This window comes from Halorubrum sp. SD690R (assembly GCF_005435035.1).
GTDB classification, from domain to species: Archaea; Halobacteriota; Halobacteria; order Halobacteriales; family Haloferacaceae; genus Halorubrum; species Halorubrum ezzemoulense.
The window spans coordinates 36,684-57,657 of the sequence record NZ_SGTV01000018.1 but is presented as its reverse complement, the minus strand read 5'-3'; the positions used below and the strand labels follow the sequence as shown (position 1 = coordinate 57,657).

Below are 20,974 nucleotides of genomic sequence, written 5' to 3'. Positions count from 1 at the left end.
CCGGTCACCGGAGCACGGCGGCGGCGTCGACCGCGACCCGGACCCCGGCATCGCCGTCGCCGCCGCCGTCGCGGTCCACCGCGCTTCCGTCGCCGAGCAGGTCCGTCTCGACCCCGTCGGGGACGGCGACGGTCGCCGGCTCCGTCGCGAAGTTGACGACGACGAGCAGGGGATCGGCCTCGCTCCCGTCTCCCCCCGCCGGCGTCCGCTCGTACGCGGTCGCCCGCTCCGCGTCCCCTTCGACGACGCGCACGTCGGCCGCGCGACCCTCGAACGTCACGTCGCCGTCGCGGAGGAGCGGTTCGGCCCCGCGCAGCGCGACCAGCCGCCGGTGGAAGTCGGTGAGATCGTTGTCGCCGTCGTGCCACCGGATCGGCCCGCGGTACGTCTCGTTGCCGCGCTCCTGCCCGGCGTAGATCATCGGCGCCCCCGGCAGGGTGAACGTCACCGCGGCGGCGGCGCGGAGCGCGTCGCGACCGTACTCCGCGAGGTAGCGGTCCTCGTCGTGGTTCTCGACGTACCGCATCTGCGAGCGGCCGTCGTCGAAGCCGAGCCACTCGCCGCGCGCGAGGGCGGCCTCGACCGCGTCGGCCGGCTCCTCGCCCGCGCCGACCGCGCGGAGCGTCTCGTACAGCGAGGTGTCGTAGTGGCGGTGGAACTCCCCCTCGCCGTAGAACGGGTCGTGGGGCAGCGTCTCGTCGAGGAGCAGCGTGTCGTCCGGCACGCGGTCTGCCACCTCCTTCCAGAAGCCGTGCGGGACGCCCCACGCCACGTCGGCGCGGAAGCCGTCGACGACGCCGGCCCACTCGTCGACCACGTCGAGGAGCCACCCGCGGACCGCCGGGCTGTCGAAGTTGAGGTTCGGGATGCGGCCCCACTCGAAGTAGTAGTCGGGCGCCGCGCCCCCGTCGAGTTCGGCCCACTCGATTCCGGTCACGTCGGCGGCCGCGTCGGTCCGGCGGTAGTGGTCCGCGTACGCGTCGACGCCGGCCGAGTGGAGCTGGAAGGCGGGGTGGTCGCGGGAGGTGTGGTTGATCACTAGATCGAAGACGACCCGGATGCCGGCGTCGTGGCAGGCGTCGACGAGCGACTCGAACGACTCGCGCGAGCCGAGGTCCGCGGCGGTGTCGTAGTAGTCGGTGACGTGGTAGCCGTGGTCCGTCGGCGAGGCGAGGACGGGCGTGAGCCAGAGCGCGTCGACGCCGAGATGGTCGAGGTACTCGACTCGGCGCTCGATCTCCGCGAACGTCGTCGGCAGCGTGTCGCCCGCGAACGACCGCACGAACACCTCGTAGATCGTCGGGGACTCGGCCCACTCGGGCGTCGGGTTCGGGTCGGCGACCGCGACCGACGCGGCCGTCGCCTCCGCAGCGTCTCCGTCGCTCGCGTCCGTCTCCACCCGCACCGTCTCCGCAGCCCCGTACCGCTCACCGTGCGGGGCCGCGCGGATCCGGACCGAGTCCGGGAGCTCGTCGAGCGGGACCGAGAGCGTCCGGCCGTCGGCGCGCGACTCGATCGCCGCCACCGTCTCCGGGTCGGCGTCGCGGTCGTCGACGAGGAACGTCACGTCGAGGGCGTCCGGATCGCCGGCGCGCTCCACGTCGTCGACGGCGGGCGCGGGCTCGATCTCGGCCGTCAGGCGGAGCCGGTCACTTTCCTTGGGGCCGTCGCCCTCGACGGCGGCCGCGTCGAGCGATATCCGCGGTCGCCCGGGGCCAGGGACCTCGCAGTCGCCGTGGTACGCCGCCGAGCGGTCGCCGTCGGGGACGAAGCCGAAGCCGTGGCGTCCGGGCGGGACCCGCACCGTCGCGACCCACTCGTCGCCGTCGCGCTCGGCCCGGTCGAGCCCGAGTCGGTTCTCGTTGTGGGGCCACAGCAGGGAGACGCGGTCGACCTCGTCGTCGCCGTCCGTCGGGATATCGGCGGCCGGGACGCGGATCTCCGTCTCCCGTCGCTCGTCCGGGAAGGCCCGGACGCGCTGTCGGTGCGTCCCGTCGGGCGCGTCGAGCGCGAGGACGTACGTGCCGGGAGCGTCGGGCGCGAGGTGGACGACCGGGTCGTCGTCGCGGCTCGTCTCGCCCGCGCGGAGCACCGCGGTCGAGGCCGCCGAACCCGCTGCCGTCGCCGTGCTCGGCGGGCCGGTCGCGTCCGGGTCCGGGCCGTCTCCGGCGGAGAGCGCGCTGTCGGCGGGCGCGTCGCGGACGCGCCAGCGGTACGTGCCGTCGGCGTCCGGGGACCGCGCTGCCAGCTCGACGGACTCGCCGACGCTCGTCGTTCGCGGGGGGGCGGGTTCGTACACGACCCGCCTGTCGGCGCGGCGCGATTTGAGGGTTTCCGTTCGGCAAACGCGTGAACAATAATTACACCAAAGCTTCATACGCAGCGGCGGCGTGTATTCGCGTAATGCAGCTTCGCGACGCGCTCGACGACTACAAGCGCCACGCCGGCGACGGGACGCGCTTCCCCGGCGAGCGGCGCACCGTCTCCAGCCGGTTTTCGGGCGGGGACGGTCGACTCGTCCACGTCGGCGACGACGGCGAACTCCGCGACTTCGGCTACCCGCTGACCGGTCGGACCGGGCTCGTTCGGTCCCGGATCGGGCTCGCCGTCGGCGACGAGGTCACGTGGCTCGACGAGGCCGACACGACGCAGCGGTACGTCGGCGACACCGCGCTGGTCGAGACGGTCCACGAGACGCCGCGCGCGACGGTCACCCGCCACGACGTGACGCTCGGCGACGCGCACCTCACGCGGGCCGCGGTCGAGTTCGACGGCGCGAGCAGCGGGGACGACGGCGCGGAAGACGGGGGCGACGACGGGGCCGCCGTCGACCCCGCGGACGCGTCGCTCGTCGTCTACGCCCGCTTCGCGCCGGACGGCCGCGACGACCGCGTGGGGCAGCTCCGCTACGACGACGCCGTCGAGGTGTACCACGCCGACGAACACGACTTCCTCGCGAGCGCGACCGGCTTCGCCGACCTCCGCGGCCAGCTCCCGACCACGTTCCCCGAGCTGCTCGACGACGACCCGACCGAGCTCCCGCGCGACCGCGACGGCGACCGGTACGAGGAGGAGCGCCTCTCCGGCGAGGTGATCGCCGACGTGCCGTTCGACGACGGGGTCGCGACGGTCGCCACGCTACTGACGGACCGCGCGGAGACCGACCGCGAGGCAGCCCGCGAGCGCCTCGACGTGCTGTTCGCCGACCACGACGACGTCAGCGCGCTCGCGGACGCGGCCGCGGACGCGCTCCCAGCCGTCCCCGAGTCGGCTCCTGCCCGCGAGTCGGTCGTCGCGGACCTCCGGGTCCTCTCGCTGCTCTCCGCGCCGTCCGGGCTCCGGATCGCGGGCCCCGACTTCGACCCGTACTACGAGCACTCCGGCGGCTACGGCTACACGTGGTTCCGCGACGACGCGGAGATATCCGGCTTCCTGCTCGGGGCCGCCGACGCGGTCGACCTCGACCTCGACGACTGGCACGCGCGGTCCGCCGAAATGTACGTCGCCACCCAACGGCCCGACGGCTCGTGGCCCCACCGGGTGTGGCCCCGCGACGGCGCGCTCGCCCCCGGGTGGGCGAACGCTCGCATCGAGGACGGGCCGGACGTGGACTATCAGGCCGATCAGACCGGGAGCGTCGTCGCGTACCTCGCGCGGGCCCGCGAGGCGGGCGTCGACGTCGAGGGGCTCGACTCGACCCTCGTCGCCGCGCTCGCTGGGCTCGACCGCACGCTCGAACCGGACGGCCGCCCGGTCGTCTGTCAGAACGCGTGGGAGGACTCTGCGGGCCGGTTCGCCCACACCGCCGCGACGTTCCTCGAGGCGTACAGCGAGCTCGGCCGCCACGGCGCGGGGCTCGCGGTCGACGCGCTCGACGACCCCGACGCCGTCCCCGGCGCGGCGTCGCTCCCGGACGACCTCGCCGCGCACGCCCGCGACCGGGCCCGCGAGGTGTACGACGCGCTCGACGACCTCTGGGTCCCCGAGCGCGGCTGCTACGCCGTCCGCGAGACGCTCGACGGCGGGATCGACGACCGGCTCGACTCGGCGACGCTCGGACTCGCGGCCGCGCACCGCTCCTTCGACGCGCTCGGCGCGGCGGGCGACGGGTCCGGAGCCGGCGGCGCGGTCGACGAGGAGCGCCTCGACCGACTGGTCTCGCACGTCGAGACGGTCGTCGACGGCCTCTCCCACGAGACCGACGACATCGCCGGCCTGATCCGGTACGAGGGCGACGGCTGGCGGCGGGCCGACCAGCTCTCGGAGAAGGTGTGGACGGTCTCGACCGCGTGGGGCGCGAACGCCTGCGCGGAGCTCGCCGCGCTGCTCGCGGCGCACGACGACCCGCGCGCCGCGGAGATGACGGCCCGGGCCCGCGACCTGCTCGCGCACGTCTCGCCCGGTGGGTCGCTCTGTGAGCCGACGACGTACCTCCCCGAGCAGTACTTCGACGACGGGACGCCCGACAGCGCGACGCCGCTCGGCTGGCCGCACGCGATCCGACTGGCCACGGTGGCGCTGCTCGACGACGAACTGCCGCAGTTCGCCGACGCTGCGACCGCGGACGACTGACCGAACCCCGGCGACTATTTACACATCAGACCTGCGGAGCGGCGCGCGCCGCCGAGCGGCCGCCACCGGCGGCCGCGAGGTGCGCGTGCGAAGGAGTCAGTCGCCGGAGCGAAGCGGAGGCGACTGACGAGGCTGGGGAGGCGTGAGGTGTGGTCGCTGTGCGGGGCGGAGCTTTGGAGGTCGCCTCCGTCGGTCGTCAACTCACGACTGCTATGCGATCGGCTGGGGCTCCGGGGTGATCGCAGTCGCTCCGCTGACAGCGGGTTATAACTAAAGACACAAGGACGACGAAAGCCGCTTATCGCCAGTCGTCACGCGGCACGCAGTCCTCCTCCCGGACCGTGATCCACCGGGTGGTCCGCTCGTCAGGGTCGACGTCCCGCTCGAAGAACGTCACCTCGCCGCCGCCGTCGCCGTCGTCGGTCCGTTTACAGACGAGCTCCGGCGACCCGTCGCGAACACGTGCGGATGACGTGGACGTGGACATACGTCACGCTTGGTTCGCGGTCGGATAATAGCTGTTGGTTTCAATCGGTGAAAAATAGAAACTACGACCGTAGTTAGCGTCGCACCGGCCGCGTTCAGCGCCGGACCGGCACGCCGCGCTCGTCGAGGAGCGCCTTCGTCTCCGCGATCGAGTAGTCGCCGAAGTGGAAGATGGAGGCCGCGAGGCCGGCGTCGGCGTCCGCCTCGGTGAACACGTCGTACATGTCCTCGGGACTCCCGCAGCCGGAGGAGGCGATGAGCGGCGTCGACACGGCCTCACCGACCGCCTTCATCAGGGGGATGTCGTAGCCGTCCTTCGTGCCGTCCTTGTCGATGGAGTTGACGAACAGCTCGCCCGCGCCGCGCTCCTCGGCCTCCTTCGCCCACGAGACGGCGTCGATCCCGGTTCCCTCGCGGCCGCCCTTCTTCGTACACTCGAACCACACCGTCTCCCCGTCCTCGTCCTCGTAGAAGTGCTCGCCGGCGTCGTCGTACCGCCGCCGCGCGTCGACGGAGATGACGATACACTGGCTGCCGAACGCGGCCGCGCCCTCCTCGATGAGCGCCGGGCGCTCCAATGCGCCGGTCGTGATCGAGACCTTGTCCGCGCCCGCCCGGAGCGTCTCCTTGATGTCCGCCTTGGTGCGGATACCGCCGCCGACCGTCAGCGGGATGAAACACTCGTCTGCGACCCGGTTCACCACGTCGAGCATCGTCTCGCGCCCCTCGGCGCTGGCGGTGATGTCGAGGAAGACGAACTCGTCGGCGCCCGCCTCGTTGTACTTCTTCGCCAGTTCGACGGGGTCGCCGGTGTACTCCAGGTTCTCGAAGTTGACCCCGGTGTACACCGCGGCGTCGCCGTCCTCGTCGAGGTCGACGTCGATACAGGGGATGATACGCTTCGTGAGTCCCATTCGTTGTCGGTTCGTTGACCGCGCCCTCGGTTAAAATGCGCGGGGCTCACTCGGCGTCGTCGATCGCGGCCCGCTCGTCGCCGTCCTCCGCTCCTTCCGTTTCGCCGCGGTCCCGCTCCGCCCGCCGGTCGTACTTCGCGACGGCGCGGTCGGCCCGCGTCGAGATGCCGTTCGGGTTCCGGGCGGGGCCGCGGTCCCGGCGCCGCGCGACCAGCCCGTCGGAGGTCCCGCCGGCGAGGCCTAAGAGTACGTCGCGCCCGGTCGCGGCCCACCGCGTGGGGGTCGACTCGCCGCGGACCACGTCCTTCGCCGCGGCAACCGCGTCGGCGAGCGCGTGCGACCCGGTCCGGAGGAGGGCCGTCGGGCGGGCGCCGTAGTTCTTCAGCAGCCGATAGGCGAGCCCCCGGTACTTCCAGCCCCACTCGCTCGCGCTGCGTCCGCCGTCCGCCGCGGTCGGGGTCGGGAGCTCCTCCCGCGCGGCGAGTCCCGGCCGCCATGCCACCTCGCGGTCCATGCGGGCGAGCCGGTGCGCGGCGTCGCGCGCGCCGCCGACCCGGAGGTACTCGTCGAAGCCGTCGAGCTCGTCGATGGCGTCCCGCCGGAACGCGACGTTCCCGCTCTCGAAGTAGGTAACGTTCTGCCCCGCGATCCGGCTACGCTCAGGCGCGCTCCGGTCGCCGGCGTCCGGGACGTCCGGAATGGCCGACCCGGTCTTCGCGGCGTCGGTCCCGCCCCCCGACTCCACCGCGTCCGCCTCGATTCCCGGCTCCGCGGCGCTCGTCCCGCCCGGCGGGATCGGCGTCACCGGCCCGGAGACCACGGGCGCCGCGTCGAGGCCGTCGTCGACCGCGTCGCGCCACCCCGGCTCGATCCGGTTGTCGTAGTCGACCAGCGCGACCGCGTCGCCCGTCGCAACCTCGATGCCGGCGTTGCGGGCGACGTTCACCGTTCGGTCGGAGATTTCGACCAACACGTCGACGTCGTCGCGGTCGCGAACCATGCCGGTCGTGCCGTCGGCCGAGGGCCCGTTGACGACGATCACCTCGGCGTCGGGCGCGTCGGCCGCCAGCGCGTCGAGGCAGGCGGCCAACCGGTCCCGACCGTTGAGCGTCGGGACGACGACCGAGAGGTCCATACGTCTCGTTATCGGGGCGAGGAGGTAAAAAGGACTGCGTGTGTGTCCGATCCGCGTCGGCTCCGAACCGATCGCGGGCCGGGGACAACGACGCGCGAGCCGCTCAGACGGTCAGGTAGTACACCTGCTTGCGCGCGTCCTTGAAGCTGTACCGCGAGTCGACGAGACCCTCCTCCTCGAGGCGGTTGAGCGCGTAGCGGACGGTGCGGTCGGGCAGCAGCGACTCGTCGGCGAGGCCGCCCTGCGAGAGGGGGGCGTCCCCTTCCAGCACCTTCGCCACGAGCTTCGCGCTCGGGGGGAGCTCGCGCAGGCGGTCGCGGTACTCAGACTCGGACAGGCGGTCTTGGTCAGCGGTCTCCGCGGGACTGGTACTCATGTCTCACACGAATCCCACGGGTAGTGGTAAAGGTTGGCTACATATAGGGGAATCCGCCTGTGATAATATAATGTGTTAATATCACGTCTCACCGGGCTATCATAGACGATCGATCAGGCGAGTTTTCCGGGGGCGGCCCGTCATTCACCCCGTGATCCCCGAGTCTCACGTCGACATCCTCGAAGCCGAGTCGTACGCCCACTTCGCGACCGTCGGGCCGGACGGCCTCCCGCACGTGACGCCGGTGTGGGTCGACCACGAGGACCGCGAGTACGTCCTTGTGAACACCGCCCGCGGGCGGCAGAAGGAGCGGAACGTCCGCGAGAACCCGAAGGTCGGCGTCAGCGTGCTCGACCCCGACGACCCGTACCGGTACGTCTCCGTCCGCGGCGAGGCCAAGCTGACCGAGGAGGGCGCGCGCGAACACATCGACGAGCTCGCGCGTCGGTACTTCGGCGTCGACGAGTACCCCCACCACGACGAGGAGGAGGGCGCGCGAGTCATCGTCAAGATTCCGGCCGAGAACGTCGCCACGAGCGGCTGACAGTCCGGGCTCTCGGCGAACGTTCGAGCGCTCGCCCCGGCCGCCGTCGCGTCGAAGCCGACCGACCGCACCGGGGTCGGCGCCGGACCGCATCCAGTACGGTTTTGTCGGTCCGGCGTTCATCACGGACAACGTGAAGGGACAGGACTGGTACCAGGCCGACGAGGTCGCCGAAGAGTACGACGACGTCCGCTTTTCGGGAGGCGGGCGGCTCATCGACCGCCGGGAGAAGGAGGCCGTCCTCGCCGCGTTGGGGCCGATGGATCCGGGCCACCGCGTGCTGGAGGTCGCCTGCGGCACCGGACGGTTCACGACGATGCTCGCCGACCAGGGCGCGGACGTGGTCGGCCTCGACGTCTCCCGCGAGATGCTCGAACAGGCCCGCGAGAAGGTCGCCGCCGCCGGCCACGCCGACGCAGTCGAGTTCCTCCGCGGCGACGCCTCGCGGCTCCCGTTCCCGGACGACCACTTCGACACGGTCGTCGCAATGCGCTTCTTCCACCTGATGGACGACCCGGTCCCGTTCGCGGAGGAACTGCGCCGGGTCAGCCGCGATCAGGTGTTCTTCGACACGTTCAACAGCCGCAGCCTGCGGACGCTGTACACCTGGCTGCTCCCGATGGGCTCGCGGCTCTACTCGGAGCGACAGGTGGCCGCGATGCTCGGCGAGGCAGGTCTCACGCTCGCGAACGAGGAACACGACTTCGTGTTGCCGTACGGCTTCTACCGCGAACTCCCCGGCCCGGTCGCGAGGCCGTTCCGGGTCCTCGACGAGCTCGCGGGCGACACGATTCCGGGCGACTACGTCGCCTCGGTGTCGTACTGGGACGCTCGGGTGACGGACGAGGAGTGAGCGCGACGCGCCAGGCCTGTCCCGTCGACGACACCGCGGCCTGCCGTCTCGTTTTCACCGGGGCACTTCCCCGCTTCGCCGCCGGTCAGCCGGCCTCTTCGACGACCTCGCCGACGGCGAAGTTGGACTTCACTTCCGTCACTTCGATCTTCACGCGCTCGCCCACCTCGGTGTCGGGGACGATGATCACGTACCCCCGCTCGACGCGGGCGATCCCGTCGCCCTGCTTGCCGAGGTCCTCGATCTCGACGTACCGCATCTCACCCGGCTCGACCGGGGGCTGCGGCCCGTCGTCCGCTTGCGAGGCGGTCTCGTCGGCGTCGCCAGCCGACGCCTCGGTCCCGTCGCGGGCGACGAGCGCGACGCGGTACGTCTCGCCGGGCTCCAGCGATCCGGCGTCGATCTCTCGGTTCGGGACGTCGACGACGTACTCGCCGTCGTCCGTTTCGCGAACTTCCGCGCTGAACAGACAGAGGAGCTTCTCGGAGATTTCCATAGTAGACTCCATCGGAGGCTAGTCGCGGGCCAGTATAGTTGTACCGCCGACACAGTCAGGCCGGATCGACCCGCGTCGCGATCGGGACCGGATATACCCGTCGCGCGTCGCGACGCTACTCCCTCCGGCCAACGAACGCGTCGACCAGCGCCGCCTCGGCCTTCCGGAGGTGTGCGCCCGCGGTCGACGGCGAGCAGTCGATGGCCGCCGCGACGTCCTCCACAGACCCGGTCCGCGGGACCTCGTAGTAGCCGACGCGGTTCGCAGCCCGCAGCGCCTCCCGCTGGCGTTCCGTGAGTCGCACCCCGGCCAGCCGTCGCCCGCCCCCGTACGACCCGATGTGATCGACCTCGACGGTTATCCGGTCTGGCACGGCCGCGAGCGCGTCGCGCAGCTGCTCCGGCGGGCCGACCAGTCCGAACGACAGCCGGCCCGCCGGCCGGAACACGACGGGCGGGACCGAGAGGAACTCGGTGTCGACGAACGCGTCGAGGAACGTCTCCGTCGGCCCGCCCAGCCGCTCGTACGCCTTGAGGTAGAAGGGTGGCTCGCCCGGAGACGTCTCGAACCGCTCGATCGCGGCGATATCCCGCAGCCGGTCGAGGTACCGCTCGCGCGGGGCCGCGACCCGGAACAGCGTCGCGAGCGTCTCGTCGGGCAGCCGCCGCCACGTCACCAGCTCGCTCCGCCGGTCGTCGCCGCCGTCGAGGAAGTCGTGCATCGGGTGTCTGACTCCCGGCGGAAACTCGAAGTCGACGTGGACGTAGCGCATGGGTCACTCACGCGGTGCCGGTTGCTTTGTATTAAAACACACGGACAGATGCGTGCCAAGACTCAGTCCGCCGCGCCGCGGATCGATCCGTATGGGCGAGCAGCCGACGCGAGTCGACGACGCCGAACCGCCGCCGAGACGCACCGCCGACGACGCTGGTCGTTCGACCGATCGCGGCGCCGACGGCTCCAGCCCCGCGACCGATCGCGGCGCCGACGGCTCCAGCCCCGCGACCGATCGCGGCGCCGACGGCTCCGGTCCGTTGGCCGAGCGCGGCGCCGCCGCCGAACCCGCCGCGCCGCGTCCGCCGGCGCCCGGGGGGCTTCCGCTGCTCGGAAACGTCCACGAACTGGCGAGCGACGCGCTCGGCTTCTACGGGCGCCGCGCCGCGGCCCACGGCGGCGTCGTCCGGTACGACGTGTTCGGGACGGAGAGCTACCTCGTCACCGATCCCGCGGCCGTCCGCCGAGTGCTCGTCGACGACCACGACCGGTACGAGAAGGGCGAGATGCCCCGACCCCGGCTCGGCGGGCTCCTCGGCGACGGCCTGTTCCTCGCGGAGGACGATGACTGGCGGGAGCAGCGGACGACCGTACGCTCCGCGTTCTTCCGCGAGCGGGTGGCCGAGTACGGCGACGCGATGGTCGACCACGCGCGCCGCGCGGCGGCGCAGTGGGACGACGGCGAAGTCGTCGACGTCCACGCCGCGGCGACAGACTACGCGTTCGCCGTCCTCGCCGAGAGCCTGCTCGGGAGCGACGTCGAACGGGAGCGCGAGACCGTGCGGGCGGCCGCCGAGAGCGTCACCGAGCGGTTCGACACCGGGCGGATGACCTCGTTCCTCCCGGAATGGGTGCCGACCCGGCGAACCGTCGGTACCGGCGGCGGATCGGGGCGCTCCGGTCGACGATCCGAACGCTCGTCGCCGAGCGCCGCGCGACCGGCCCGCCCGCCGACCCGGGCGCCGCGGACGACCTCCTCGGCACGCTCGTCGCGGCCGCGGAGCTCGGGGCGATGGACGACGACCGGCTCGTCGACAACGCGGTGACGTTCCTGTTCGCCGGCCACGAGACGAGCGCGCTCGGGCTCACGTACGCGCTCTACTGTCTCGCCGACAGACCCGAATTTCAGGAGCGGGTCCGGCGCGAGGTCGCGGCGCTCGACGGCGACCCCCGCCCCGCCGACCTCGGGGCGTGCCCGGCGTTGACCGCGGCCGTCGACGAGGCGCTCCGGCTGTATCCGCCCGTCCACACCTTCTTCCGAGAGCCGACCGAGGCGGTGAGGCTCGGGGGGTACCGCGTCCCCGCGGGGGTCGTCGTGACGCTCTCGCCGTGGGCGGTCCACCGCGACGGGCGGTGGTGGGACGACCCGACCGCGTACCGCCCCGAGCGCTGGCTGCGCGACGGAGCGGCGGGACCCGCCGACGGCGACGAGGCGGGAGGGCCCGTCCACGGCGACGAGGCTCCCGGTCCGGCGGTCGGTGAGCGCCCCGAGTACGCGTACTTCCCGTTCGGGGGCGGCCCGCGACACTGTATCGGGATGCGCTTCGCGAGACAGGAGCTCCGACTCGCGACCGCGACGCTGCTCCGGCGGCTGCGGCTGGAGCCGGTGACGACCGACCTCTCGGTGCGGGCGAGCGTGAACACGCGACCGGACGGACCGGTCCGCGTCCGCGTTCGCACGCTGGAGGAACCGCTCGACGCGAACGAGCCGTCCGATACCAGTTGACAAATACACATATGTACTTCGACAGAGATTCCTCGCGTATGGTCCGCTCAGACAGCAGCACGCGCCGTCGGATCGCCCTCGTCCTCGCGGCGGTGGCGCTCCTCTCGCCGCTCGCGACGGGAGTCGCGGCGGCCCAGTCGGTACAGAGCCCCTCCGGGTCAGTCGTCATCGCCGAGGGCGAGACGGTCGACGGCGTCGAGACCGTGGCCGCGACGATTGTCGTGCGCGGCACCGTCGAGGGGGACGTCTCCGGCGCGGCCGGGTCGATCCGGATCGCCGAGACGGGCCGCGTCGGCGGGAACGTTCAGGCCGCCGCCGGGACCGTCGTCGTCGAGGGGACGGTCGGCGGCGACGCCGAGGTCGGGGCCGGCTCCTTCGAGTTGACGGAGTCCGGGCGGATCGACGGCTCGCTCGACGTCGGCGCGGGCTCGATAACGGTCGACGGGGCGGTTGGCGGCGACGTCCGTGCGGGCGCCGACTCGGTCGTCCTCGGTCCGAACGCGGCCGTCGACGGCGGGTTCCGGTACGACGCCGAGACGTTCACCCGGAGTCCGGACGCGTCGGTCGCCGGCGGCGTCGTGGAGGACCCGAGCCTCGGCGACGGCGGCGGGAGCGGGATCGCCGGCGGCGGTGACCTCCTGCCCTCGTGGGTCGACACCGTCTACGGCGCCGTCGCCAACCTCGTACTGGGTGTGGTCCTCCTGTTCGCGTTCCCTCGATTCTCTCGGGCAGTCGGAGACCGCGTCGGCACCGACCCGCTCGTCAGCGGCGGGGTCGGGCTCCTCGCGCTCGTCGTCGCCCCGGTCGCCCTCCTGCTCCTCGCGATCACGATCGTCGGGCTCCCGCTGGCGCTCGTCGGCTTCGCGGCCTACGGCGTCGCGATCTGGGTCGGGTCCGTCTACGGACAGTACGCCCTCGGCTCGTTGATCCTCGGCCGGCTCGGCAGCCCGAGCCGGTGGCTCGCCCTGCTCGTCGGCGTCGTCGCGGTCGCGCTGATCGGGCTCGTTCCGTGGCTCGGCGGGATCGCGGAGTTGCTCGTCCTGCTCCTCGGGCTCGGCTCGCTCGGGCTCGGACTGTACGACGGGTACCGCGGTCGCGACCGCGGAACCGACCCCGATCCGGGGGCGGTGAGCGTCGACTGACGGCGCGATCCAGGTCGCGCTTTCGACGCCGACGCTCCCCTCCGCGGCGGCAAGGACTTTTTCTCACCCCGTCGAACCGGGGCGCATGGACGAGATGGACCTCCCGCGCGCCGCCGTGTCGCCCCCGATCGTCACGCCGTTCGACGCCGACGGCGGCGTCGACGCCGATGCCCTCGCGAACCACGTCGACGCGCTCGTCGAGGCCGGGCTCGACGGGATGGTCCCCTGCGGGACGACGGGCGAGTTCGCCAGCCTCTCCGACGGCGAGCGCCGGACCGTGGTCGAGGCGGTCGTCGACGCGGCCGACGGCCGGGTCCCGGTGATCGCCGGCGCGGCCGACACCGCGGTCTCCCGGGTCCGCGACCACCTGTCGGCCGCCGCGGCGGCCGGGGCCGACGCGGGGCTCGTCACCCTCCCGTACTACCACGCGTCGACCGAACCGGCGGGCCAGCGGGCGTTCCTCGAGGCCGTCGTCGACGACGCCCCGCTCCCGGTGCTCCTGTACGACATCCCGGCGACGGTCGGCGAGTCGATCGACCTCGACGCCCTCGCCGGCCTGGCGCGTCGCGAGTCGGTCGTCGGCATGAAGGACACGACCGGCAACCTCACCGACCTCGAAGCGAAGGTCGCCGCGACGCCGGACTCCTTCGCCGTGTTCCAGGGCGTCGACGCGCAGCTCTACCCGAGCGCGAGCATCGGCGTCGACGGCGGGATACACGCCCTCTCGCAGGTGATCCCGGAGGTGTTCGTCGCGCTCGCCGAGGCGATCCGCGACGGGGACGACGACCGCGCGCTTGCGTGCCATCGCCGCGCGGTCGCGCCGCTTTTCGCCCGCTGCGCCGACCACGGCTTCGCGCCGGCGACGAAGGTCGCGGCCGCGCACCGCGGGTTCGTCCCCGAACCCCGCGTCCGGCCGCCGCTCACGCTCCCGGACGAGGCCGAGCGCGAGCAGATCCGCGCGGACGTGGACGCGGCGCTGGACGTGGTCTGAGAACGCTGCGGACGAGCCCTCCGAACGACCGCGCCCGCGCCCGCACCTCGCCCGCTACCCGTCGCCGATCAGTGTCCCGTCGGCCGCCTTCGGGCCCTCGGAGTCGAAGACGACGACATCGCCGTCGGTCCGCTCGCGGGCGGTCGGGTCGTAGCCGTCGCGGACGCCGATCGCCTCCTCCAGTTCGCGCACCGCGCGCTCTTTCAATGCGGCGGCCAGCTCCTCGGCATCATCGCGGGAGATGTCGCGGCCGAGCCCCTCGCACTCGTGGGCGCGGACGACGCCCGCCTCGTCGACGGCCTCGCCCATCGGCTGGCTCGTCCCGTTGAGGGCGACGCTGAACGGGTAGGTCCGGCAGATCAGCGGCCGGGCGTCGTGGACCGTACACGCGCCCTCGCCGTCCGACTCCTCGTAGAAGGTACAGTCGCCGCAGCCGTCGGTCGCGAGCGCCCACTCGAACGTCTCGCCGCGCGGCTCGCCGTCGGCGTCCGGTTCCAGCCCGAACGGCATCGGTCGGGCCACGTCGCGCCAGTCGTACGCCTCGCCGGACTCCGCTTCGGCGGCGTCGGCGACCCGGCGGACCTCGTCCGGGAAGACGGTCGCGGTGTGGGGCTCGCGGTCGCCGTCGTCGTCGTGACAGCCCGACTCGGAACCGGCACCGTCGTGACAGCCCGACTCGGTCTCGTCGACTCCCTCACCCGCGGGCGCACCGCCCGGCTCGTCAGGGGCGTAGCCGGTACAGCAGCCGCCACAGCGCGTACACTCGAAGCCGATGGACTCGATGGCGTCCGCGAGATCGGCGACGTCGAGGTCGCGGGCGGCGGCGAGTTCGGCTTCGAGCGGTTCCATACGCCCCCGTTGCGACGCCTCGCGGTTAACCTCGTCCCTTCCGATCACCGGGGCGACTCGGTGGCAGGCGCGCTCCGGGCGAAGGAGCGAAGTGCGGCCGCTGCCTACCGAGGGGGCGTGAAGGAGTACGAGCGAAAACAGCTCCTAGAACGAGTCAACCGGGAGTCCTCGACGGTCGGCGTCGAAATCCCGGAGTCGATCGAGATCCAGGGCGAGGCGATCGACCTCCGGTCGTTCGTCTTCGAGATCAAGCGCCGCGACTCGATTCCGCCCGGCGAGCGCGACCGCGTCGACCGCGCGAAGCGGAACCTCCGTCGCGAGCGCCTCGACCGGCTCGAACCGATCGAGGAGAACGAGGTGAGCTACGAGGAGGGCGAGGCGCTGGCGTCGTCGATCATCGGGATCGACCGCGCGCTGGAGGCGCTGGAGGGGCTCGACGCCCCCGATCCGGAGACGGAAGCGAAGCGGCAGGAGGCCGCGGACCGGAAGCGCTGGATGAACTTCCTGAAGAAGGCGCTCGGCCGCGACGACGCCGGCGGCGGCGGTCGGACGCGCTTCTGATCGGGGCGCGGCGGCGGCGGCGCTCGCCGGCCGAGGGCTCAGTTCCCGGTGAAGTCGATCCGCGAGCCGCTACCGTCGCCCTTCCCGGCCGAGGGGCCGAGCCGGACGAACTCGTAGGCGTCGTCGTCGAGGTACACCGCGTCGTCCGCCACCGCGACGCCCACCGACTCGAGGACGGCCCCCTCGCAGGGCCCGAAGTTACAGTAGCCGCCGTCGGCCTCGAACGTGGCCCCGTGCTTCTGGCAGAACACCTCGCCGTTGCGCACGAAGGCCCCGTCGTCCTTGTCGAGGCGCACGTCCGTCCAGTGCTGGCAGTAGTTCCGGAACGCGCGCACCTCGCCCGCGGCCCGGGTGAGGACCGCCTCGACCTCCGGCGCGCCGTCCTCGCCTTCGCCGAGGTCGCCCTCGCCCTCGTCGACCGCCTCGGAGTCGACAGGGCGCAGCGTCGCGAGCAGCGTGCTCTCCTCCGGGACCTCCTCGACGCCGGCGATCCGGCGGCTCTCGTCCATGTCCGTGGGAGGCCGGCGACCGGCTTGAACGTTGCGCGTTCCCCGGCCGCCGCCCGTCACAGCCGCTCACCGTCGTAGTACCGCTCTTCGACGCGCCGGTCGAACAGCCGCGAGAGGAGCGTCGTGAGCGGGCCGGCGACCCCCTCGCCGTCGCCGTCGACCGCGATGCCGTCGACGGTCGCCACGGGGCGGACCTCCCACGTGGAGTTCGTGAGGAATACCTCGTCGGCTTCGCGGACCGCGTCCGGCGCGTACGTCCCCTCCTCGACCGGGATCCCCTCCGACTCCGCGAGTTCGATCACCGTCGTCCGGGTGACGCCGGGCAGGATCGGTCCGTCCAGCGAGGGCGTCTTGAGCGCTGTCCCGTCGGCGAAGAAGAGGTTCGCGGTCGCGCCCTCCGCGACGTTGCCGTCGGGGTCGAGCATGAGCGCCTCGTCCGCGCCGGTGACGCGGAGTTCGAGCCGGGCCAAGATTCCGTTGAGGTAGTTGTGCGTCTTCGCCGCGGCCGGGAGCGCGCGGCTCGCGGGCTTGCGCGTCTTGGTCGTCTGGAGCGCGGCGGGCCCGCCGTGGACCGGATCGCTCCCGACGCCGCCCCGGGGGAGCGGCTTCGCGATGACGACCACGGTCGGGTCGACCTCGGGCCGCGGGTCGAGCGTGCCGGGCTGCGTCCCGCGCGTGATCGAGAGCCTGACGTAGGCGTCCGCGAGGTCGTTCGCGGCGAGCGTCTCGTCGACGCGGCGTTTCAGCTCCGCGTCGGTGATCCCGTGGTCGAGTTTCAGCGTCTCGCAGGTGTCGGCGAGCCGGGCCACGTGCGCGTCCCACCGGAAGACGTCGCCGCCGTACGCGCGCATCGTCTCGAAGGCGGCGTCCCCGTAGGCGAACCCGCGGTCCTCCACCGAGACGGTCGCCTCCGCGGCCGGGACGAGGTCGCCGTCGACGTGGTACAGTCGCTCGCCGTCGCCGGTCGCCGCCGAGCGGTCGGTGTCGTCACTCATGCTCTTCGCACACCTCTACGAAGTTCCGGACCATGCGCTTTCCGCGCGGCGTGAGGATGCTCTCGGGGTGGAACTGGACGCCGACGTGCGGCTTCTCGCGGTGGCGCACGCCCATCACGACCTCGCGCTCCTCGTCGGTTTGCGCGGTCTCGACCAGCTCGTCCGGGAGGGCCTCGCGCTCGACGGAGAGTGAGTGGTACCGCCCGACGCGGAGCCGGTCGGGGAGGCCGGCGAAGACGCCCTCGCCGTCGTGGGTTATCGTCGAGGGCTTCCCGTGGACGACCTCCGGCGCGTGGCCGACCCGACTCCCCCGGCTCGCGCACAGCGCCTGGTGGCCGAGACAGACGCCGAACACCGGGCGGTCGAGCGCGAAGACGGCCGTCGAGACGCCCGCCTCAGCCGGGGTTCCCGGCCCGGGCGAGACGACGACGCCGTCCGGGTCGAGCGCGCGGATCCCCGCGAGGTCGACCGCGTCGTTGCGGCGCACCGTCACCGCGCCGGCGACCTCGCCGACGTACTGGACGAGGTTGTACGCGAACGAGTCGTAGTTGTCGACGACGAGCACCCGCGCGTCGGCGTCGCCAGCGCCGGGACGCCAGCCGGCTCCCGCCGCCGCGGGCTCCGAATCGGGCCCAGCGCCCGTCTCGGCCTCGTCCACCGTCATCGCTCCGCCACCCCCTCAGCGGGTTCGTCGACCGCCATCTCGCCGGCGACGAGCGCCTCGTCGACCGCGCTCACCAGCGCCCGAGCCTTCGCGAGCGTCTCCTCGTACTCGGCGTCCGGGTCGGAGTCGTGGACGATCCCGGCCCCGACCCGGAGGTGGTACTCGGCGGCGCGGCGCACGAGCGTCCGGATGACGATGTTCAGCGTCGCGCGTCCGTCGAACCCGGCCGCGAACATCGACCCGGTGTACGGGCCCCGTCGGGTCGGCTCCAGCTCGTCGATGATCTCCATCGTCCGGGGCTTGGGCGCGCCCGTGATCGTCCCGCCGGGGAAGCAGGCCGCGACCGCGTCCGCGAGCCCAACGTCGGGCCGCGCCTCCCCCTCGATCAGGCTCACGAGGTGCATCACCTCGCTGTAGCGGTCGACGCGGCGGTACTCGCTCACCTCGACGGTACCGAACCGCGACACCTTGCCGAGGTCGTTGCGTTCCAGGTCGACCAGCATCGCGTGTTCGGCGCGCTCCTTCTCGTCGCCGGTCAGTTCGGTCTCCAGCCTGGCGTCCGCCGCCTCCGTCTCCCCGCGGGGGCGCGTCCCCGCGATCGGTTCGGTGACGAGGCGGGCGCCGCGGTCGGGGTCGTCGGTCGGCTCGCGCTCCAAGAGGAGCTCCGGGCTCGCGCTCACGAGGTCGACTCCGCTCGGGCGCTCGCCGAACTCGACCAGCCCGGAGTACGGGGCCGGGTTCACCGTCCGCAGGGCGTCGTACGCGTCGAGCGGGTGGACCGCGGCGGGCGCGGTCAGCCGCTGGGAGACGTTCGCCTGGAACGTGTCGCCCTCGCGGACGTACGCTTTGACTCGGCGGACCGCGTCGGCGTACCCCTCGCGGCCCACGTCGCTCTCGAAGGTCGCGCCGGCCGCGGCCGGGTCGGGCACTGGCCCCGAGCTCGGGTCTCCACCCTCAATACGGTCTATCAGCGCCGCCGCCCGCTCGACGCCCCCGTCGAACACCGTGTCGAGCGCGTCGCGGTCGGCGTCGGGGTCGTCGAGTCCTGCCGGGACGCGCGGACAGGCGGTGACTCGGAGCGTGACGGACTCGGAACCGCCGTCGGCGTCGACAGGGCACTCCCACGCCGCGATCCGGTCGAAGAGCGCGGCCTGGAGCCGCGGGAGGCCGCGGTCGTCGACCGCTCCGGGACCGTCGGACGCCGGCGGCGGGAAGTCCTCCAGCTCGCGGGCGGCGTCGTAGGAGAGCCAGCCGAACGCGCCGCACGGGTACGGCACGTCGCAGTCGCCGCGGGCCAGCATCTTGCCGTCGAGGAGTCCCTCTAGCGCCGTCAGCGAGGGCGACGGGCGCCGGTAGTCGCCGGTGGAGGCCGTCCGCGCGTCGCCGTCCGACCCCTTCCCCTCGCCGCTCGCGGTCGCGACGACCGCCTCGTCGGAGACGGTCAGCCGCTCGACCGGGTCGACACCGAAGTAGCCCCATCCGGACTGGCCGCCGGTCGTCTCGTAGAAGACGCCGCCGGGGCCGCGCCGCGCCCGGCGGTAGGCCGCGAAGGGGTCGTCGACGTCGACCCGAAGTTCGACCGGGGCCCGGGCGCCGTCCGGCGCCGCGGCCGCGACCGCGCGGAACCGGCCCCGGTCGGTGCGTACCGTTCGGTTCATGCGACTCTCTTCGGCGGTGGCGGTGAAACAGTTGCGGTCGACCGGACCCGTCCCGGCCGTCAGAACTCGCTCGCGCGGTCGATCCACGTCGCGGCGCGCTTCTCGCCGACGCTCGTCCCCTCGGCCACGGCGGCCGCGTCCGCCGCGGCGAGATCGTCTATCGTCTCGATCCCGATCCCGGCGAGGCGCTCGGCGTACGCCGGGCCGATGCCCTTGATCTCCTCGACACTCGGCCCGCGGTCGTCGCCGTCGACCGCGACTGCGCCCTCCTCGCCGGCCGCGGCCTCCGCCTGTTCGGCCGCCTCGTCGGTCGCGGCCTCATCGGGCTCGGACGCCTCGCCGTCGACGAGCGACCCGGTCGAGGCGGCGGCCTCCGTCTCGGCGGCGACCGCTTCCGCGTCGGCCTCGGCGTCTCCGTCGTCGGCGTCGGTCGCCGCGGGGTCGCCCTCGTCCGCGGCGGCCGCCGACTCGCTCCCGGCGGCCGGCTCCGTAGCCGTCGCGTCAGCGGCCGGTTCCGACTCCCGCTCGACGGTCACTTCTGTCTCGCCGGACTCCCGCTCGCTCGAACCGCTCCCGAAGCCGAGCTTCTCTTTGAGCTTCTGAAGTAGGGCCATTGCCCGCGGCTACACGTGCGAGATATTTAAAAACCGTCGCCGGGATCCGGTCGTCCCGTCTCGCGTGTTTATAAGTGGGATCGGGCCGTTCCGGCGGTATGGACGTTCTCAACCCCGTGATGTGGTCGGTCCACGTCGGCTTTGCCGTCCTCTGGGTCGGCAGCGTGCTGTTCGTCACCCTCGCGATTCTCCCCGCCGCGCTCCGGGGCGACATCGGCACGACCGCGCTCGGTTCGGTCGTCGGTCGCCTGCGCTGGATCACGCGGATCGGCGCCCTCGCGTTCGTCCTCACCGGCGGTCACATGGCGGGGACGCTGTACACCTTCGAGGGGCTGACGGGAACGCCCCGCGGCCACCTCGTGTTGACGATGCTCGGCCTGTGGTTCGTCGGCACCGGCCTCGTCGAGGTCGCCGGCTCGAAGCTGGCCGACGGGCTCGACGTCGACAAGCTCCGCGAGCCCGCCCGCGACGCCAAGCCGTTCCTCTACGGCGCGTCCGCCGTCTCCGTCGGGCTCATCGTCACGGCGGGGCTGCTCGCCAGCCCGGGACTGTTCTGAGGAGCGCGAGCGGCGGCGGTCGCTGACGGATGTCCGCGCCGCATCGGCCGGGCTACGCCTCGAAGAGCCGCTCGGCGTCGTCCGCTTGTCGGCGGTAGATCCCGCGCCCCTTCAGCCGCGGCACCTCGTGGCGGTGGAGCCGCTCCGCCGCCGTGTCGTACACGAGCGGGAAGACGTTCGTCCGCCCCCTCGCGACCGTGAACCCGGACATCGCCCCGAGGAGCGACGCGTCGGGGTCCGGCGTCGCGAACGTCACGTAGCCGATCGGGGTGGCCGACTCGCCGCCGTCAGCGCGTTCGGGTCGGGCGTCGATCCGGTTGACGAGCACGTCGCGGAACGCCGACGCGGTGTCGACGAGCGTCTCCGCGTCCGTCTCGTCCGCCTCGACGAGCGCCGCGAACACCGCCACGTCGCCGAGCGTGTCGTCCGTCTCGCGAGTCTCCCACAGGTGGTCGAGTCCGTCTACGTCCGCGTCGACCGCCTCGAAGCCGTGTCGGCGGCGGTTCGCGGCGACCGCCTCCCGGTAGGTTGGGATGTCCATAGGTCGTCCACGATCCG

At 72.7% G+C, this 20,974-nt stretch carries 22 protein-coding genes and 1 pseudogene; 9 read left to right on the top strand and 14 right to left on the bottom strand.

The window, feature by feature from the left end; all coding sequences use genetic code 11:
• Positions 1-4: 4 nt before the first annotated feature.
• On the bottom strand, positions 5-2,299 hold the full coding sequence (locus tag EXE41_RS12105; RefSeq protein ID WP_137691149.1) for an alpha-amylase family glycosyl hydrolase: 2,295 nt from the start codon (positions 2,297-2,299) through the stop codon (positions 5-7).
• A 104-nt stretch (positions 2,300-2,403) separates the two neighbouring features.
• Here EXE41_RS12105 and EXE41_RS12100 point away from each other — a divergent pair, with 104 nt between their 5' ends.
• On the top strand, positions 2,404-4,572 hold the full coding sequence (locus tag EXE41_RS12100; RefSeq protein ID WP_137691148.1) for a glucan 1,4-alpha-glucosidase: 2,169 nt from the start codon (positions 2,404-2,406) through the stop codon (positions 4,570-4,572).
• 298 nt (positions 4,573-4,870) lie between these two features.
• Here the strand turns inward: EXE41_RS12100 and EXE41_RS12095 are convergent, their stop codons facing one another.
• From EXE41_RS12095 to EXE41_RS12080, 4 genes are all read right to left on the bottom strand, one after another.
• Entirely contained in the window at positions 4,871-5,059 is a 189-nt protein-coding gene (locus EXE41_RS12095; protein WP_049932369.1) for a hypothetical protein, read from the bottom strand.
• Between the two features lie 94 nt (positions 5,060-5,153).
• Positions 5,154-5,972: an imidazole glycerol phosphate synthase subunit HisF gene (hisF, locus tag EXE41_RS12090; protein ID WP_086216534.1), complete on the bottom strand. Its 819-nt coding sequence runs from the start codon at positions 5,970-5,972 to the stop codon at positions 5,154-5,156.
• Between the two features lie 46 nt (positions 5,973-6,018).
• Positions 6,019-7,107: a glycosyltransferase gene (locus EXE41_RS12085; protein WP_137691147.1), complete on the bottom strand. Its 1,089-nt coding sequence runs from the start codon at positions 7,105-7,107 to the stop codon at positions 6,019-6,021.
• A 103-nt stretch (positions 7,108-7,210) separates the two neighbouring features.
• The gene (locus EXE41_RS12080; RefSeq protein ID WP_008004753.1) at positions 7,211-7,483 is read right to left on the bottom strand and encodes a helix-turn-helix domain-containing protein; all 273 of its coding nucleotides are present in this window, start codon (positions 7,481-7,483) and stop codon (positions 7,211-7,213) included.
• Between the two features lie 151 nt (positions 7,484-7,634).
• On the opposite strand from EXE41_RS12080, the gene EXE41_RS12075 reads away from it, so the two are divergent.
• Positions 7,635-8,027, top strand: a complete 393-nt coding sequence (locus EXE41_RS12075) for a PPOX class F420-dependent oxidoreductase (RefSeq protein WP_049932365.1) — start codon at positions 7,635-7,637, stop codon at positions 8,025-8,027.
• A gap of 133 nt (positions 8,028-8,160) precedes the next feature.
• A complete protein-coding gene (locus EXE41_RS12070) occupies positions 8,161-8,880 on the top strand; it encodes a class I SAM-dependent methyltransferase (RefSeq protein WP_049932363.1) in 720 nt (239 codons plus the stop codon).
• Between the two features lie 85 nt (positions 8,881-8,965).
• Here the strand turns inward: EXE41_RS12070 and EXE41_RS12065 are convergent, their stop codons facing one another.
• Complete coding sequence (locus EXE41_RS12065; protein ID WP_049932362.1) at positions 8,966-9,376, bottom strand: TRAM domain-containing protein; 411 nt, start codon at positions 9,374-9,376, stop codon at positions 8,966-8,968.
• 115 nt (positions 9,377-9,491) lie between these two features.
• Positions 9,492-10,148 (bottom strand): helix-turn-helix domain-containing protein, encoded by a 657-nt coding sequence (locus tag EXE41_RS12060; RefSeq protein ID WP_137691146.1) that lies wholly within the window; start codon positions 10,146-10,148, stop codon positions 9,492-9,494.
• On the opposite strand from EXE41_RS12060, the pseudogene EXE41_RS19910 reads away from it, so the two are divergent.
• From EXE41_RS19910 to EXE41_RS12045, 4 genes and pseudogenes are all read left to right on the top strand, one after another.
• A pseudogene (locus EXE41_RS19910) lies at positions 10,147-10,881 on the top strand (cytochrome P450); the annotation flags it as partial. The gene EXE41_RS12060 and the pseudogene EXE41_RS19910 overlap by 2 nt on opposite strands.
• 116 nt (positions 10,882-10,997) lie before the next feature.
• Entirely contained in the window at positions 10,998-11,876 is an 879-nt protein-coding gene (locus EXE41_RS19905; RefSeq protein WP_256370420.1) for a cytochrome P450, read from the top strand.
• A gap of 38 nt (positions 11,877-11,914) precedes the next feature.
• On the top strand, positions 11,915-13,018 hold the full coding sequence (locus tag EXE41_RS12050; RefSeq protein ID WP_137691145.1) for a polymer-forming cytoskeletal protein: 1,104 nt from the start codon (positions 11,915-11,917) through the stop codon (positions 13,016-13,018).
• 85 nt (positions 13,019-13,103) lie between these two features.
• Complete coding sequence (locus EXE41_RS12045; RefSeq protein ID WP_137691144.1) at positions 13,104-14,009, top strand: dihydrodipicolinate synthase family protein; 906 nt, start codon at positions 13,104-13,106, stop codon at positions 14,007-14,009.
• 54 nt (positions 14,010-14,063) lie between these two features.
• Here the strand turns inward: EXE41_RS12045 and EXE41_RS12040 are convergent, their stop codons facing one another.
• On the bottom strand, positions 14,064-14,858 hold the full coding sequence (locus EXE41_RS12040) for a YkgJ family cysteine cluster protein (protein ID WP_137691143.1): 795 nt from the start codon (positions 14,856-14,858) through the stop codon (positions 14,064-14,066).
• Positions 14,859-14,975: 117 nt separating this feature from the next.
• Between EXE41_RS12040 and EXE41_RS12035 the strand changes: the two genes are divergently transcribed.
• Complete coding sequence (locus EXE41_RS12035; RefSeq protein ID WP_049932494.1) at positions 14,976-15,419, top strand: DUF5788 family protein; 444 nt, start codon at positions 14,976-14,978, stop codon at positions 15,417-15,419.
• A 38-nt stretch (positions 15,420-15,457) separates the two neighbouring features.
• Here the strand turns inward: EXE41_RS12035 and EXE41_RS12030 are convergent, their stop codons facing one another.
• Genes EXE41_RS12030 through EXE41_RS12010 form a run of 5 tightly spaced genes read right to left on the bottom strand, consistent with a single transcriptional unit; the run spans position 15,458 to position 19,859 of the window.
• Complete coding sequence (locus EXE41_RS12030) at positions 15,458-15,928, bottom strand: Rieske 2Fe-2S domain-containing protein (protein ID WP_049932353.1); 471 nt, start codon at positions 15,926-15,928, stop codon at positions 15,458-15,460.
• Between the two features lie 56 nt (positions 15,929-15,984).
• On the bottom strand, positions 15,985-16,923 hold the full coding sequence (locus EXE41_RS12025; RefSeq protein ID WP_137691142.1) for an aminotransferase class IV: 939 nt from the start codon (positions 16,921-16,923) through the stop codon (positions 15,985-15,987).
• Positions 16,916-17,587 carry an aminodeoxychorismate/anthranilate synthase component II gene (locus tag EXE41_RS12020; RefSeq protein WP_241987243.1) on the bottom strand — a complete coding sequence of 224 codons (672 nt, stop codon included), beginning with the start codon at positions 17,585-17,587 and terminating at the stop codon, positions 16,916-16,918. The genes EXE41_RS12025 and EXE41_RS12020 overlap by 8 nt, the downstream gene beginning before the upstream one ends.
• Complete coding sequence (locus EXE41_RS12015) at positions 17,584-19,245, bottom strand: anthranilate synthase component I family protein (RefSeq protein ID WP_137691141.1); 1,662 nt, start codon at positions 19,243-19,245, stop codon at positions 17,584-17,586. Before EXE41_RS12015 ends, EXE41_RS12020 begins: the two co-directional genes overlap by 4 nt.
• A 59-nt stretch (positions 19,246-19,304) precedes the next feature.
• Complete coding sequence (locus EXE41_RS12010; protein WP_137691140.1) at positions 19,305-19,859, bottom strand: helix-hairpin-helix domain-containing protein; 555 nt, start codon at positions 19,857-19,859, stop codon at positions 19,305-19,307.
• 98 nt (positions 19,860-19,957) lie between these two features.
• Between EXE41_RS12010 and EXE41_RS12005 the strand changes: the two genes are divergently transcribed.
• Complete coding sequence (locus EXE41_RS12005) at positions 19,958-20,416, top strand: hypothetical protein (RefSeq protein ID WP_049932345.1); 459 nt, start codon at positions 19,958-19,960, stop codon at positions 20,414-20,416.
• A gap of 52 nt (positions 20,417-20,468) precedes the next feature.
• Here EXE41_RS12005 and EXE41_RS12000 read toward each other — a convergent pair whose 3' ends face one another.
• Complete coding sequence (locus tag EXE41_RS12000; protein WP_137691139.1) at positions 20,469-20,957, bottom strand: hypothetical protein; 489 nt, start codon at positions 20,955-20,957, stop codon at positions 20,469-20,471.
• Positions 20,958-20,974 lie beyond the last annotated feature (17 nt).